Origin of the sequence: Pseudomonas tensinigenes (assembly GCF_014268445.2) — a bacterium.
GTDB lineage: Bacteria > Pseudomonadota > Gammaproteobacteria > Pseudomonadales > Pseudomonadaceae > Aquipseudomonas > Aquipseudomonas tensinigenes.
Genome location: NZ_CP077089.1, coordinates 883,098 through 898,059 on the forward strand (window position 1 = coordinate 883,098; position 14,962 = coordinate 898,059).

15 protein-coding genes are annotated in these 14,962 nt (G+C 59.6%); 8 read left to right on the top strand and 7 right to left on the bottom strand.

Going from position 1 to position 14,962, the window contains the following annotated elements:
• Positions 1-69: 69 nt before the first annotated feature.
• From amaA to HU718_RS03845, 8 genes are all read left to right on the top strand, one after another.
• Positions 70-1,353: an L-pipecolate oxidase gene (gene amaA, locus HU718_RS03810; RefSeq protein WP_186612893.1), complete on the top strand. Its 1,284-nt coding sequence runs from the start codon at positions 70-72 to the stop codon at positions 1,351-1,353.
• A 368-nt stretch (positions 1,354-1,721) separates the two neighbouring features.
• A complete protein-coding gene (locus HU718_RS03815) occupies positions 1,722-2,855 on the top strand; it encodes an ABC transporter substrate-binding protein (protein WP_038360427.1) in 1,134 nt (377 codons plus the stop codon).
• 240 nt (positions 2,856-3,095) lie between these two features.
• The gene (locus tag HU718_RS03820) at positions 3,096-4,010 is read left to right on the top strand and encodes an ABC transporter permease subunit (RefSeq protein WP_095121858.1); all 915 of its coding nucleotides are present in this window, start codon (positions 3,096-3,098) and stop codon (positions 4,008-4,010) included.
• 3 nt (positions 4,011-4,013) lie between these two features.
• Complete coding sequence (gene livM, locus HU718_RS03825) at positions 4,014-5,315, top strand: high-affinity branched-chain amino acid ABC transporter permease LivM (protein ID WP_095047315.1); 1,302 nt, start codon at positions 4,014-4,016, stop codon at positions 5,313-5,315.
• A complete protein-coding gene (locus HU718_RS03830) occupies positions 5,312-6,184 on the top strand; it encodes an ABC transporter ATP-binding protein (protein ID WP_016985385.1) in 873 nt (290 codons plus the stop codon). The genes livM and HU718_RS03830 overlap by 4 nt, the downstream gene beginning before the upstream one ends.
• Positions 6,181-6,897 carry an ABC transporter ATP-binding protein gene (locus tag HU718_RS03835; protein ID WP_186612891.1) on the top strand — a complete coding sequence of 239 codons (717 nt, stop codon included), beginning with the start codon at positions 6,181-6,183 and terminating at the stop codon, positions 6,895-6,897. The genes HU718_RS03830 and HU718_RS03835 overlap by 4 nt, the downstream gene beginning before the upstream one ends.
• Before the next feature lie 838 nt (positions 6,898-7,735).
• Positions 7,736-8,500, top strand: a complete 765-nt coding sequence (locus HU718_RS03840; RefSeq protein WP_102899433.1) for an SDR family oxidoreductase — start codon at positions 7,736-7,738, stop codon at positions 8,498-8,500.
• A 174-nt stretch (positions 8,501-8,674) separates the two neighbouring features.
• Positions 8,675-9,580: a cation diffusion facilitator family transporter gene (locus HU718_RS03845; protein ID WP_186612889.1), complete on the top strand. Its 906-nt coding sequence runs from the start codon at positions 8,675-8,677 to the stop codon at positions 9,578-9,580.
• A 136-nt stretch (positions 9,581-9,716) separates the two neighbouring features.
• Here HU718_RS03845 and HU718_RS03850 read toward each other — a convergent pair whose 3' ends face one another.
• The 7 genes from HU718_RS03850 to HU718_RS03880 all read right to left on the bottom strand — a co-directional run bounded on the left by HU718_RS03850 (position 9,717) and on the right by HU718_RS03880 (position 14,960).
• Positions 9,717-10,850, bottom strand: coding sequence for an AGE family epimerase/isomerase (locus HU718_RS03850; RefSeq protein WP_186612887.1), 1,134 nt, complete (start codon positions 10,848-10,850; stop codon positions 9,717-9,719).
• Between the two features lie 183 nt (positions 10,851-11,033).
• On the bottom strand, positions 11,034-11,606 hold the full coding sequence (locus HU718_RS03855; RefSeq protein WP_186612885.1) for a HupE/UreJ family protein: 573 nt from the start codon (positions 11,604-11,606) through the stop codon (positions 11,034-11,036).
• A gap of 27 nt (positions 11,607-11,633) precedes the next feature.
• Positions 11,634-12,248 carry an urease accessory protein UreG gene (ureG, locus tag HU718_RS03860; protein ID WP_007915910.1) on the bottom strand — a complete coding sequence of 205 codons (615 nt, stop codon included), beginning with the start codon at positions 12,246-12,248 and terminating at the stop codon, positions 11,634-11,636.
• Between the two features lie 11 nt (positions 12,249-12,259).
• Positions 12,260-12,934: an urease accessory protein UreF gene (locus HU718_RS03865; RefSeq protein WP_186612882.1), complete on the bottom strand. Its 675-nt coding sequence runs from the start codon at positions 12,932-12,934 to the stop codon at positions 12,260-12,262.
• Positions 12,931-13,431 (bottom strand): urease accessory protein UreE, encoded by a 501-nt coding sequence (ureE, locus tag HU718_RS03870; RefSeq protein ID WP_008087160.1) that lies wholly within the window; start codon positions 13,429-13,431, stop codon positions 12,931-12,933. The genes HU718_RS03865 and ureE overlap by 4 nt, the downstream gene beginning before the upstream one ends.
• A 301-nt stretch (positions 13,432-13,732) precedes the next feature.
• Entirely contained in the window at positions 13,733-14,365 is a 633-nt protein-coding gene (locus HU718_RS03875) for a TetR family transcriptional regulator (protein WP_077570695.1), read from the bottom strand.
• A 172-nt stretch (positions 14,366-14,537) separates the two neighbouring features.
• A complete protein-coding gene (locus HU718_RS03880; protein ID WP_016985394.1) occupies positions 14,538-14,960 on the bottom strand; it encodes a hypothetical protein in 423 nt (140 codons plus the stop codon).
• Positions 14,961-14,962: the final 2 nt, after the last annotated feature.

A 14,962-nucleotide genomic window follows, 5' to 3' on the forward strand; every position in this document is an offset into this window, starting at 1 on the left:
CAAGCTACAAGCAGATCGGCTTGCTGCTTGTAGCTCAAAGCTTGCAGCTGCTCCGACAGGAGCTTGGCAATGCCGTTACGCGAAGAGTGTCTGTGGGAAAAACTCACGCCACAAAGGCCGGATAACACCGCGCTGCGGGGCGAAGTGAAGGTCGATGTCTGCGTGATCGGCGCCGGGTTCACCGGGTTGTCGGCGGCGCTGCATCTGTTGGAAAAAGGCAAAAGCGTCTGCGTGCTGGAAGCGCATCGCGCCGGTCACGGCGGTTCCGGACGCAACGTCGGGCTGGTCAACGCCGGCATGTGGATCCCGCCGGACGAGATAGAAGCCGGTTTCGGCGAAGCGGTCGGCAGTCAGCTCAATCGCATGCTCGGGGGCGCACCGGCGCTGGTGTTCAGCCTGGTGGACAAGTACAACATCGATTGCCAGTTACGCCGCGAAGGCACGTTGCACATGGCGCACAACGCCAAGGGCGAGGCGGATTTGCGCAGCCGCGAGCAACAATGGAAACGTCGCGGCGCACCGGTTGAACTGCTGACCGGCAAGGCCTGCGAGCAAGCCACCGGCACGCAAAAAATTGCCGCCGCATTGCTCGATCGCCGCGCCGGGACGCTCAATCCGATGGCGTATGTCACCGGGCTGGCCAACGCGGTGAAAGGTCTTGGCGGGCAGATGTTCGATCATTCGCCAGTCACTCGCCTCGAGCGGCAGGGCTCGAATTGGTCGGTGCAGACTGAGCATGGTTCTGTACTGGCCGAGCAAGTGGTCATCGCCTCCAACGCTTACACCGAAGGCGACTGGACCGAACTCAAGCGCAACTTCTTCCCCGGTTATTACTATCAGGTCGCTTCGGTGCCGCTGACCGAGGACGCCGCGCAGCAAATTCTCCCGGGTGGGCAGGGCTCGTGGGATACGCGGCAGGTGCTGAGCAGCATTCGTCGCGACAAAGAAGGGCGCTTGTTGCTCGGCAGCCTCGGCAACGGCAATCAGAAACCGACCTGGTTTCTCAAGGCCTGGGCCGACCGCGTGCAGCAGCATTACTTCCCCAATCTGCAACCCGTCGAGTGGGAATGCACCTGGACCGGGCGCATCGCGTTCACGCCTGATCACCTTATGCGCCTGTTCGAGCCTGCGCCGGGACTGGTGGCTGTCACCGGTTACAACGGTCGGGGCGTCACCACTGGCACCGTGGTCGGCAAAGCCTTCGCCGACTATCTGTGTCACGGCAATCCGCAAGCCCTGCCAATTCCCTTCGCACCGATGCAGCCCCTGGCCGGTGTGGGCTTGCGCAGTTGCCTGTACGAGGCCGGGTTCTCGCTGTATCACGCGGGCCAGTGCCTGCGCATCGTCATTTGAGTGTTGAAATATGTTGCCGGAAGCGGCGCTTTTCGATGCAGCGACTAGCCTGTAATGGTGCGGGTTGTAGCAGTCCCGCACCAGCAGTGTGCAGTTCGGTGACGCGGGCTGTTACAGGCTGGTTGCACGTCGTTTGGCGCCGCGGTTGCAATGATGGCGCGTGCGGGTTGCGCCTGAAAAAATAAATGGTTTCACCTTCCGCGGTTTAGACGGTTGCACGCCCAATGAAAATGGGAACGAAACAGTCGAAATAACAAGAAAGCAGCGACTTTTTGAAGAATAAAAAACCGATGGCACGGCCCTTGCTCTGAGCATTCAGTGAAGTGAAGTCGCAGTGCCAACTAAAAAAAACCTTGGAGCACCACCTCATGTCCCAGACGTTTTACAAGAAAGGCTTTCTGGCCCTCGCAGTGGCTACTGCGTTGGGTGTTTCTGCGTTTGCTCAAGCTGATGTGAAAATCGGTGTAGCGGGTCCAATGACTGGCGCCAACGCGGCATTTGGCGAGCAGTACATGAAGGGTGCACAGGCGGCGGCTGACGCGGTGAACGCGGCTGGCGGCGTCAACGGGGAAAAAATCGTACTGGTCAAGGGCGATGACGCCTGCGAGCCGAAACAGGCCGTGACGGTCGCCAAGGACCTCACCAACCAGAAAGTCGCCGGCGTGGTCGGTCACTTCTGCTCCTCTTCGACCATTCCAGCGTCGGAAATCTACGACGAAGCCGGGATCATCGCGATCACCCCGGGTTCGACCAACCCGCAAGTCACCGAGCGCGGTCTCAGCGCCATGTTCCGTATGTGCGGGCGTGACGACCAGCAAGGCATTGTGGCCGGTGACTACATCGTCGACGTGCTCAAGGGCAAGAAAGTCGTCGTGCTGCACGACAAAGATACCTACGGCCAAGGCCTGGCGGATGCCACCAAGGCGCAACTGGTCAAGCGCGGCGTGACGCCCGTGTTGTACGAAGGCCTGACCCGTGGCGAAAAAGACTTCAGCACCATCGTCACCAAGATCCGTGGCGCCGGCGCCGACGTCGTCTACTTCGGCGGTCTGCACCCGGAGGCCGGCCCGCTGGTTCGCCAACTGCGTGAACAAGGCCTGAAAGACGTCAAGTTCATGTCCGATGACGGCATCGTGACTGACGAACTGGTGACCACCGCCGGTGGCCCGCAATTCACCGATGGCGTGCTGATGACCTTCGGCGCCGACCCGCGTCTGTTGCCTGAGAGCAAGACCGTTGTGGACGCATTCCGCAAGGCCGGTACCGAGCCTGAGGGCTACACCCTGTACGCCTACGCTTCGGTGCAGACCCTGGCTGCCGCGTTCAACGGCGCGAAGTCCAACAAGGGCGAAGAGGCTGCGGCCTGGCTGAAGAAAAATCCGGTGAAAACCGTCATGGGCGAAAAAACCTGGGATTCCAAGGGCGACCTGAAAGTCTCCGACTACGTGGTTTACCAGTGGGACAAGGACGGCAAATATCACCAGCTGGAAAAACAGAAGTAAGGGCTGACGCGATCAACTCATCCCCACCGATCCAATGTGGGAGCGAGCCTGCTCGCGAAGACGGAATGACTGCCAACACATGTGTTGAATGATCGACCGCATTCGCGAGCAGGCTCGCTCCCACAGGGACGGTGTGGGATGGGCTGATCGTGGCTGACATTGCTCCGACGTAAATCTGTATTTTTCCTAGAAGAACCGCACACCCCGGGTGTGCAGGTTCTCACTGCGTGAGATTGCGTTATGGATGGTATTTTCCTGCAGCAACTGGTCAACGGCCTGACCCTCGGGTCGGTCTATGGCCTGATCGCCATCGGCTACACAATGGTCTACGGCATCATCGGCATGATCAACTTCGCCCACGGCGAGGTTTACATGATTTCTGCTTACCTGGCGGCAATCAGTCTGGCTCTGCTGGCTTACTTCGGTATCGAATCTTTCCCGCTGCTGATGCTCGGCACACTGATCTTCACCATCGTCGTTACGGCGGTGTATGGCTGGGTCATCGAGCGAGTCGCTTACAAACCCCTGCGCAACTCCACCCGACTGGCTCCGTTGATCAGCGCCATCGGTATCTCCCTGATCCTGCAAAACTACGCACAGATCGCTCAAGGCGCCAAGCAACAGGGCGTGCCAACCCTGCTGAGCGGTGCGTGGCGTGTCGACATCGGTACCGGTTTCGTGCAACTGACCTACACCAAAGTTTTCATTCTGGTGGCCGCATTCGTCGGCATGGGCCTGCTGACCTACATCATCAAGTACACCAAGCTCGGACGCATGTGCCGTGCGACCCAGCAAGACCGCAAGATGGCTTCGATCCTCGGCATCAACACTGATCGGGTCATTTCCTATGTGTTCATCATCGGTGCAGCCATGGCGGCGCTGGCCGGCGTACTGATCACCATGAACTACGGCACTTTCGACTTCTATGCCGGCTTCATTATCGGCATCAAGGCGTTCACCGCGGCGGTGCTTGGCGGGATCGGTTCACTGCCTGGGGCCATGCTCGGCGGGATCATCCTCGGCATTTCCGAGTCGCTGTTCTCCGGTCTGGTCAACTCCGACTACAAAGACGTGTTCAGCTTCTCGCTGCTCGTACTTGTTCTGGTCTTCCGGCCGCAGGGCCTGTTGGGCCGTCCTCTTGTGTCGAAGGTGTAAGCGATGTCTTCAACCACTCAAAAATCCATCGATATCAAAAAAAGCCTGGTTGAGGCGATTCTTGCCGGCCTGATTGCCCTGATCGTTTTCGGCCCGATTGTCGGCGTTGTGCTCGAGGGTTACAGCTTCAACCTCGAACCGACCCGCGTGGCCTGGATCATCGGCATTGTCATGATTGGCCGCTTTGCCCTCAGCCTGTTCCTGCAAACGCCCAAGGGCCTGAAAATTCTCGACGGATTCGAGAGCACCGGTTCCGGTGTGCATGTGCTGCCGGCCGATCACAAATCCTCGCTGCGCTGGATCATCCCGCTGCTGATTGTGCTGGCCGTCATCGTGCCATTTGTCTCCAATTCCTATCTGCTGGGCGTGGTCATCCTCGGGTTGATCTACGTGTTGCTGGGGCTGGGGCTGAACATCGTGGTCGGTCTGGCCGGTCTGCTCGACCTTGGTTATGTGGCGTTCTACGCCATCGGTGCCTACGGTCTGGCGCTCGGTTATCAGTATCTCGGTCTGGGTTTCTGGACGGTGTTGCCGCTGGCGGCGATCACTGCCGGGCTGGCCGGGTGCATCCTCGGCTTCCCGGTGTTGCGTCTGCACGGCGACTATCTGGCAATCGTGACCCTGGGCTTTGGTGAAATCATCCGCCTGGTCCTCAACAACTGGTTGTCGCTGACCGGCGGCCCGAACGGTATGCCGGCGCCACTGCCGACGTTCTTCGGTCTGGAATTCGGCAAACGGGCGAAGGATGGCGGGGTGCCGTTTCACGAGTTTTTCGGCATCGCCTACAACCCGGACGTGAAGTATTACTTCATCTACGCGGTGTTGTTCCTCGTGGTGCTGGCTGTGCTGTACATCAAGCATCGGCTGGTGAAAATGCCGGTCGGCCGTGCCTGGGAAGCTCTGCGTGAAGATGAGATCGCCTGCCGCTCGATGGGCCTGAACCACGTGCTGGTAAAGCTCTCGGCCTTCACCATCGGTGCGTCGACCGCCGGTCTTGCGGGTGTGTTCTTCGCCACCTACCAAGGCTTCGTCAACCCGACCTCGTTCACCTTCTTTGAATCGGCGCTGATCCTCGCCATCGTCGTCCTCGGCGGCATGGGCTCGACCATTGGCGTGGTGATCGCTGCATTCGTACTCACCGTCGCCCCGGAACTGCTGCGCGGCTTCGCCGAATATCGCGTGCTGCTGTTCGGCATCCTGATGGTGTTGATGATGATCTGGCGACCACGCGGGCTGATCCGTATCAGCCGTACCGGGGTCACTCCACGCAAAGGTGCCATTCACTATGAGAGGACTGCGCCATGAGTGAAGTCGTACTCTCTGTTGAAAAACTGATGATGCATTTCGGTGGCATCAAGGCCTTGAGCGATGTCAGCCTGAAGGTCAAACGCAACTCGATCTTCGCCCTGATCGGCCCCAACGGCGCCGGCAAGACCACGGTGTTCAACTGCCTGACCGGGTTCTACAAAGCCTCGGGCGGCAAGATCGAACTCAATGTGCGCGGCCAGCAGACCAACGTCATCCAGTTGCTGGGCGAGTCGTTCAAACCGACCGATTTCGTCTCGCCGAAATCCTTCCTCAGCCGCATGTACTACAAGATGTTCGGCGGCACGCACCTGGTAAACCGTGCAGGTCTGGCGCGAACCTTCCAGAACATTCGCCTGTTCAAGGAAATGTCGGTGCTGGAAAACCTGCTGGTGGCTCAGCACATGTGGGTCAACCGCAACATGCTTGCCGGCATCCTCAACACCAAGGGCTACCGCAAGGCCGAAAGTGACGCGCTGGACTGCGCGTTCTACTGGCTGGAAGTGGTCGATCTGGTGGACTGTGCCAACCGTCTCGCCGGTGAGCTTTCCTACGGTCAGCAGCGCCGTCTGGAGATCGCCCGGGCCATGTGCACGCGGCCGCAGATCATCTGCCTCGACGAACCGGCCGCCGGCCTCAACCCTCAGGAAACCGAAGCGCTGAGCGCGATGATCCGGCTGCTGCGCGACGAGCACGATCTGACCGTGGTGCTGATCGAACACGACATGGGCATGGTTATGAGTATTTCCGACCACATCGTGGTGCTGGACCACGGCATCGTCATCGCTGAGGGCGGGCCTGAAGCGATCCGTAACGATCCGAAAGTGATCGCGGCCTACCTGGGCGCCGACGAAGAGGAGCTGGTATGACGCAACCGATCCTCGAACTCAAAGACCTCGATGTCTTTTATGGCCCGATCCAGGCGCTCAAAGGTGTTTCGCTGCAGATCAACGAAGGGGAAACCGTCAGCCTGATCGGCTCCAACGGTGCCGGTAAATCAACGTTGCTGATGTCGATCTTCGGTCAGCCACGGGCGACCAGTGGGCAGATTCTTTATCAGGGCGTCGACATTACCCACAAGTCCTCGCACTACATCGCTTCCAACGGCATTGCGCAGTCGCCGGAAGGGCGGCGGGTGTTCCCCGACATGACCGTCGAGGAAAACCTGCTGATGGGCACCATCCCGATTGGTGACAAGTACGCGAAAGAGGACATGCAGCGTATGTTCGAGCTGTTCCCTCGGCTTGAAGAGCGGCGCACGCAGCGGGCAATGACCATGTCCGGTGGCGAGCAGCAAATGCTCGCCATCGCTCGTGCGCTGATGAGCCGACCGAAGTTGTTGCTGCTGGATGAGCCAAGCCTTGGCCTGGCGCCGATTGTGGTGAAGCAGATCTTTGCGACCCTGCGGGAACTGGCGAAAACCGGCATGACCATTTTCCTCGTCGAGCAGAACGCCAACCATGCGCTGAAGCTGTCGGATCGCGCGTATGTGATGGTCAACGGCGAGATACGCCTGACCGGCACGGGTAAGGAACTGTTGGTGAATGAGGAGGTGCGTAACGCCTATCTGGGCGGGCACTGATTCCTCGACGTTATGCACAGCCCCGGCGACGCAAGTCCCGGGGCTTTTTTACATCTCAAACCCTCCTCAACCCCCTGTGGGAGCGAGCCTGCTCGCGAATGCGGTGTATCAGTCACTTGATTGTCTGGATATGCCATCGCTTTCGCGAGCAGGCTCGCTCCCACAGTTGAATTGTGCAGATTCCAGAATTGTGGAAAACAAATTCCCGAAGCTGCCAAAGCGCGACATATAGACGCTGCAAATGGCTGTTTTTCCACAGTTTTGACTTGTCCCCGGTTACTGTGGAGCTGGCTGTGAATAACGTGGGTGTATCTGGCTGCAGGCCTTGTAATCCGTGGCGTGCAAGTGTGTGGTTGTTTTTTGATCAGGTGTTTTTGCTGAAGCTGAAGGCGTCGTTGTCAACCTTTTTCTAGGCATCGCCTCTTAGGCAATTCAATGTGAGCAAGCCTGTGGATAAGTCTGTGATTAAACTCTGGAAAGACTGCGCTGAGGGCCGTAATTGCTGGCCTCGCGCAATCACTGTGCCGAGTGATCAGTCGTGCAAAATGCCATGTCCCGCACATCCACCACTTCAGGGTCAAGCAAAAAACTTTCTATTTCGCCCGCAAAGCCTTGTGTGGCGCGGCTTTGCGCGGTTCCACTTGCCCCCGGAAACTGTGGAAGGGACTGTGGATAACATGCGTGCACATGGCTACAGGCCACGGTGGCTATAGCGTTGGTGCAGTTGGTCGTTTTTTGTACAGCTTGTGGGTGTTGCCCGTGAATGCGTGGGCGGGCATGCTGCCTGCTGATTTTCTATTCCAAGGGCTGCCCCGGCGGCCGAAGCAAGGAGAACACGATGTCCAACACCCTGTTTATCACCGGCGCGACGTCCGGATTTGGTGAAGCCTGTGCCCGCCGTTTTGCCGAGGCTGGCTGGAAACTGGTGCTGACCGGCCGTCGTGAAGAACGCCTGACCGCGCTGTGTGCCGAGTTGTCGAAGCAGACCGAAGTGCATGGTCTGGTCCTCGATGTGCGCGATCGCAAGGCGATGGAAGAGGCGATTGCCAACCTGCCGCCATCGTTCGCCAAACTGCGTGGCCTGATCAACAACGCCGGTCTGGCATTGGGCGTGGACCCGGCGCCGAAGTGCGATCTGGACGATTGGGACACTATGGTCGACACCAACGTCAAAGGCCTGATGTACGCCACCCGCCTGCTGCTGCCGCGTCTGATCGCCCATGGTCGTGGCGCCGGCATCGTCAACCTTGGCTCCATCGCGGGCAACTATCCGTATCCGGGCAGCCATGTGTATGGCGCGACCAAGGCGTTCGTTAAACAGTTTTCGCTGAACCTGCGCTGCGACTTGCAAGGCACCGGCGTGCGCGTCAGCAACATTGAGCCGGGGCTTTGCGAAAGCGAGTTCTCGTTGGTGCGTTTCGCTGGTGATCAGGAGCGTTACAACGCGACTTACGCCGGTGCCGAGCCGATCCAGCCACAGGACATCGCCGAGACGATTTTCTGGGTGATGAATGCGCCGGCGCACATCAACATCAACAGCCTGGAATTGATGCCGGTGAGCCAGACCTGGGCGGGTTTTGCCATTGAGCGTAACAAGGCTTAAGACCGCGCTGAAGCCATTCGCGAGCAGGCTCGCTCCCACATGGAATGCATTGCAAAGTGGGAGCGAGCTTGCTCGCGAAGGGGGCAAATCGGCCAAAACAGGGCGATAAGGTAAACTCCCCTCGCAACAACCCAACCGCACCCCGCGGTTTTCAAGGTTTTTCGAGGAGTCAAAGTGAGTAACCGAGGTGAGCAGGCACTGCTCAAACAATCGACCATTCTGATGTTGGCCGTGGCGATTGCCGGGATCGTCACCGGTTTTGTTTCAGGTTCGCAATCCATCCTGTTTGATGGTTTTTTCTCGCTGATCGCAACGTTCATCAAAGTCCTGATGCTGATCACCGCCAAGCTGATCGCCAAGGAAAGCAACCACCGTTTCCAGTTCGGTTTCTGGCACCTGGAGCCGATGGTGCTGCTGATCGAAGGCAGCTTCCTGATGTTGATCGCGATCTACGCGTTTCTCAACGGCGTGTTCGGCATCATCAACGGTGGCCGCGACATCGAGTTGGGGTTGGTGATCATTTATGCCGCGGTGTTTACCGTGGTCGAATTCGCTTATTTCTTCTACGTACGTCGGCGTAACCGCAAGCTTAAATCCAGCCTGATCCAGTTCGACAACATCAGTTGGCTGGTGGACGCGATGCTGTCCGTGGGCCTGTTGATAAGCTTCCTTGCGGCACTGCTGCTCAAGTCTCAGGGTTATGGACAGTGGGCGGTGTATGTCGACCCGCTGATCCTGATCGTGCTGGCGCTGACCATGTTGCCACCAGCGTTCAAGATCCTTGGCCCGGCGCTGCGCGATGTACTGGGGATTGCCCCGGACACGCTGGATGATCAGGTGCGACAGGTAATGGACGCGGCGAAAACCGAGCATGGTTTCGACGATTACGTGTCGTACGTGCAGAAGCACGGGCGGGCGCGGTTTATCGAGATTCATGTGGTGTTGCCGGCGGATTATGCACTGAGCAATGTCGGACAGCTGGATGCGTTGCGCGAGGAGATTTCGGCGAAGCTGGGCAAGCCGGATGCGGCGCGCTGGTTGACCATCAGCTTTACCGGGGACAAGAAGTGGATCGCCTAGCGACCGCGTAACGGCCATTCGTCGGATCGCCGCCCGGAGCCGGCTCGCTCCCACATTGAATAGCGTTGAACACACTATTTGTGAACTGCACAAATCAACTGTGGGAGCGAGCCTGCTCGCGAAAGCTATTTGTCAGTCAGCGAAGATATTCAGCCAAGCCGCTATAGCAAGTCGCCAAGTGATAAGGCGTAGTCGAAGGCATGTCCTTGCGGCTCACTTCGCCCAACTCATCCCGACACTCATGCCAGCCACCCGCATGCAGAAACCGCTGCTGCAACGCCTGCAACTGGCGCAGCACCACCGCCTCACTGCCCTGACGCAAGGTCAGCGCGCGCAGATATTCCGCCTGAGCCCAGATCCGCTGAGTCGAGTCGCGCGGGCGTCCATTCGTTTCCAGATCGAGCATCGCCCGCACCGCGCCGGATGACTGCACCACACCGTATTGCTCGGTGAAGGCAAACGCGCGGTCGAGCGCCGCATGCAGTTTCGAACCCCGCAGCAACGCTGACGATTCGAGCAGGAAATACCATTCGAACTGATGCCCCGGCTCATACCAGTTATCCACAGCGCCGAGCGGCTTCTCCATCAGCACGCCGTATTGCGGATCGACGAACTGCCTGTGCATGGCTGTGCATAACTCCAGCAATGCCTTTTGCGTATGGGCATCTTCGCGAACCGCCAGGGTGGCGAGAAACGCTTCGGCCAGATGCATCAACGGGTTTTGCAGCGGACCGGTTTGCAGGGTGATCCAGTCGCGTTCCAGGCACGCTTCGTACAAGCCATCACCGGTCGCAAAGCGCCGGCCAATGATTTCCAGCGCCGCATTCAACGTCGACTCAGCCAACGGATCGCCGGACTTTGCCCAGTAATGCGCGCAGGCAAACAGGATAAAGGCGTGGGTGTAGAGATCCTTGCGCTGATCCAGCGGCTTGCCCAGCGCATCGATGCTGTAGAACCAGCCGCCATGCTCGGCATCATGAAAGTACCGTTGCAGCGAGCGGAACAGCGCCGCGGCGCGGACTTCAGCGTTATCCACAACCCCGATCAGACTGGAAAACAGATACAGCTGCCGCGCACAGGCCATCGCCCGATAGCGCTGCGGTGGCAGCGGCTGATGCGCGGCGTCCAGCGCCTCGTAGGGCAGCGCCATGTCGGCGTTCCAGCCCGGGCCTTGCCAGAGCGGCACTATGACGTTGACGAAGTGCTGTTGCACGTCGCCGAACAGGGCGGTCAATTCAGGCAGGGAGGTGGAGCGGGAAGCATGGGGCATGGGCGGACGTCGTCACGGGCTGGGGCGATTGCGCGACATGGTAGCAGAGAGACCGGCCTGAGCGATGTGGTGTCTGTCAGACCGCCTTCGCGAGCAGGCTCGCTCCCACAGTGGATTTGCAGCGTACACAAAACCTGTGGGAGCGAGCCTGCTCGCGAAGAGGCCAGTGCAGGCGCTAAAAGATCAGCCGGCCAGCAACCAGGCCCCAGTCACTGCCGAAGCCGCTCCGGCCAAGCGCACCAACGGCGCAGCCGCCCGAGGCAGGAAACGCACCACGGCATAACCCGCTGCATGCAGCGCTGCTGTCGCAGCCACGAAACCCGCCGCATACGCCCATGGACTGCTCATGTCCGGCAGCTCCAAGCCATGCGCCACACCGTGGAACAACGCAAACACCGCCGTCGCCACCACCGCCATGACCAACGGCGGACGCACCGCCAGTGCCACGGCCAAGCCCAGCGCCAGCACCGACGCGGCAATCCCGCTTTCCAGCGCCGGCAATTCCAGCCCTTCAAACCCGAGCAGGCCGCCAATCAGCATGGTGCCGACAAATGTGCACGGCAGCGCCCAACGCGCTGCGCCTTGCTGCTGCGCGGCCCACAGACCGACAGCGACCATTGCCAGCAAATGGTCGAGGCCGCCGATCGGGTGGCTGATGCCGGCCACCAGCCCGCTATCGCCATGCCCCGGGTGAGCGAAGGCCAATGCCGGAGTCAGCAGCAGCGCCACAGCGCCAAGAATGCGTTTGAGTGTCATGAATAAGCTTCCTTGTTGATCAGTGAATCAGGCTGCGGTCAGCAGGCCCTGGCGTTCGATGAAGGCGATGATTTGTTCAAGGCCCTGACCGGTTTTCTGGTTGCTGAAAACGAACGGCTTGCCGTTGCGCATGCGTTTGGTGTCGCTGTCCATCATTTCCAGCGAGGCGCCCACCAGCGGCGCGAGGTCGATCTTGTTGATCACCAGCAGATCGGATTTGCAGATGCCCGGCCCGCCCTTGCGCGGCAGCTTGTCGCCGGCCGAGACGTCGATCACGTAGATGGTCAGGTCGGACAGTTCCGGGCTGAAGGTCGCCGAGAGGTTGTCGCCGCCGGATTCCACCAGAATCAGATCGAGCCCCGGAAAACGCCGGTTCAGTTGATCGACCGCTTCCAGGTTGATCGAGGCGTCCTCGCGGATCGCCGTGTGCGGGCAGCCACCGGTTTCCACGCCGATGATCCGCTCCGGTGCGAGGGCTTCGTTGCGCACCAGAAAGTCGGCGTCTTCGCGGGTATAGATATCGTTGGTGACTACGGCGAGGTTGTAGCGCTCGCGCAGCGCCAGGCACAGGGCCAGGGTCAACGCGGTTTTGCCGGAACCGACCGGGCCGCCGATGCCGACGCGCAGAGGTTGGGTGTTCATGGTTGTTTCTCCTAAGAGCGAAAGAGGCGGCTGTACTGGCGCTCGTGGGCCATGCACGCCAGGGACAGGCCGAACGCGGCGCTGCCCATGTGTTCGGGGTTGATTCGGCTGGCGTCTTGCTGCGCTTGTTGCAGCAGCGGCAGCAGTTCGCTGGTCAGGCGCTGGGCGGCCTGCTGGCCCAGCGGCAGGGTTTTCATCAATACGGCGAGCTGGTTTTCCAGCCAGCTCCACAGCCACGCGGCGAGGGCATCCTGCGGGCTGATCCCCCAGGCGCGTGCGGCCAGCGCCCAGCACAGGGCCAGATGCGGTTCAGGGCATTGATCGAGAAAGCGGCGGGCGGATGCGTCGAGTTCTGGCAAGCCATTGAGCAACTGCTGCAACGAATAGCCCATCTGCCGACTTTCCAGATGCAACTCGCGGGTCTCGCGGCTGGCGCGATGGCTTTCGCAAAGGATCTGTAATTCAGCCCACTGTTCATCCGCCGCCGCCTGGCAATGCGCAAGCAACAGCGGCGCTTCGAAGCGTGCGAGGTTGAGCAGCAACTGATCGCTGATCCAGCGCCGGGCGCTGTCCGGATTGTTGACGCGGCCGTTATCCACAGCCATTTCCAGACCTTGCGAATAGCTGTAGCCGCCAATCGGCAGCTGCGGACTGGCCAGGCGCAGCAGCGCCCAGGCCGGATTCACAGGCGTACGCCGAACTGATGGAGTTTCGGCGCGTAATTGAAGTCTTCGTCACCGTGGCGTGAATGGTGATGGCCGCCGCCGTAGGCTCCGTGCTCAGGCTGGAACGGCGCCTCAATGGCTTCAACCTGTGCGCCGAGTTGTTCAAGCATCGCTTTGAGCACGTAATCATCGAGCAGGCGCAGCCAGCCGTCGCCAACCTGTAGAGCCACGTGGCGGTTACCCAAGTGATAAGCGGCGCGGGTCAGTTCGAAAGCGTTGGCGCAGGTAACGTGCAACAGTTGCTCGGGACGGGCGCAGACGCGGACGATGCGGCCGTCTTCAGCCTGTAGGCATTCGCCGTCATACAGCGGCGGCTGACCGCGCTCCAAAAACAACCCGACGTCTTCGCCCTCGGCACTGAAACAGCGCAAACGGCTTTTGCTCCGCGCTTCGAAGGTCAGGTGCAACTCGGCGGCCCAGACGGGTTGAGGGTCGATTCTGCGGTGAATCACCAGCATCGGAAAGCTTCCAGCTATGGACAATACTCTGGCTAGAGCAAGGGCCTTGCCAATCGGACGAGATGTAGGAAATCCCTGTCGGAGCGTAGTGGATGTTTCAAGATGTTGCGGGGATTTGGAAGGTTTTGGTGCATGAAGGTTTTTACATGCACCAAATAGAGGCCGTGACGCATGACCCTTGTGGGAGCGAGCCTGCTCGCGAAAGCGGTGGGTCAGCAATATAGATGTTGGCTGATACGACGCTTTCGCGAGCAGGCTCGCTCCCACAGGGGGGATATGGTGTGTCAGTGATAGAGGGGAGTTACTCGGTACTGCCGAGGCCTTGCCAATGCTTCAGGCCGATAAAGATAAAACGCAGTTGCTGGGTGATCTTCGCCTGCGGCGTCAGATGCTCCGGCAGGGCTTCGGCGGGCGGGTCGATGATGTCGGGGAGGGTGGCGAATACCGATTTGACGATCAGGTCAGCCATCACGCTCAGGCCCTCGGCATCCAGATGCTGAAGCTTGGGCATCATCGTCAGGTCAGCAGCCAGGTCGGAGCTGATGTTCTCGCGCAACCGCCCGATCGCCTGACGCACCGGCAGTGAACCGCCGTACTGCTCACGCGCCAGAAACAGGAATTGCGAGCGATTGGCGCTGACCACGTCGAGGAAGATCCGCACCGAAGCATCAATAATGCCGCCCATGACGAATTCGTTGTGGCGCACCAGGCGAATGGTCTCGCGGAAGGTCTGGCCGACTTCGCTGACGAGCACCAGGCCTAACTCGTCCATATCGGCAAAATGCCGGTAGAAACCGGTGGGCACGATCCCGGCGGTTTTGGTCACTTCGCGCAGGCTCAGGCTGCCGAATCCTCGGCCGCTTTCCATCAGGTGGCGGGCAGCGTCCATCAAGGCGTTGCGGGTCTGTTGTTTCTGTTCGGCGCGGGGCAGCATCGCAGAGTGTGTTCTTTGGCAGGACAAGCGCCGCACTCTAGCAAATCGGCTTTATCGGCGTCGAACGGCAGCGGGGGAGGCAGCGGGGAATTGGCATCTCATTTGTAGCGATGGTGCATAAAGTCAAAAGCCCAATCGGGGGATCGGGCTTTTTTTCAGGGCCGCCATGGGCTCAGCTCACAGCGCTATTGCGTTCGATAACACGGTCACCACCACCTTCGGCAACAGCCTGGCCTTGTGGGGTTTTGTCGTAGCCGTCTTCAACCAGACCTTTTTCTTCCAGGCGATTACGGCCGTTTTCAGCGACAGCCTGGCCTTGTGGGGTTTTGTCGTAGCCGTCTTCGACCAGACCTTTTTCTTCCAGACGATTGCGACCGTTTTCAGCTACCGACTGACCCTGTGGGGTTTTGTCGTAGCCATCTTCAGCCAGGGTCTGACCTTGTGGAGTTTTGTCGTAGCCATCTTCGGCTAGGGTTTGGCTGAACACCGAGTGGCTGTCTTTGACTTGCGGAGTAGCTTGATCGGCAGCCGGCAGGGCGAACGCAGTGCTGGCCAGCATCGAGAGGGTAAGGCTAAGCAGTAATTGGCGTTTCATGA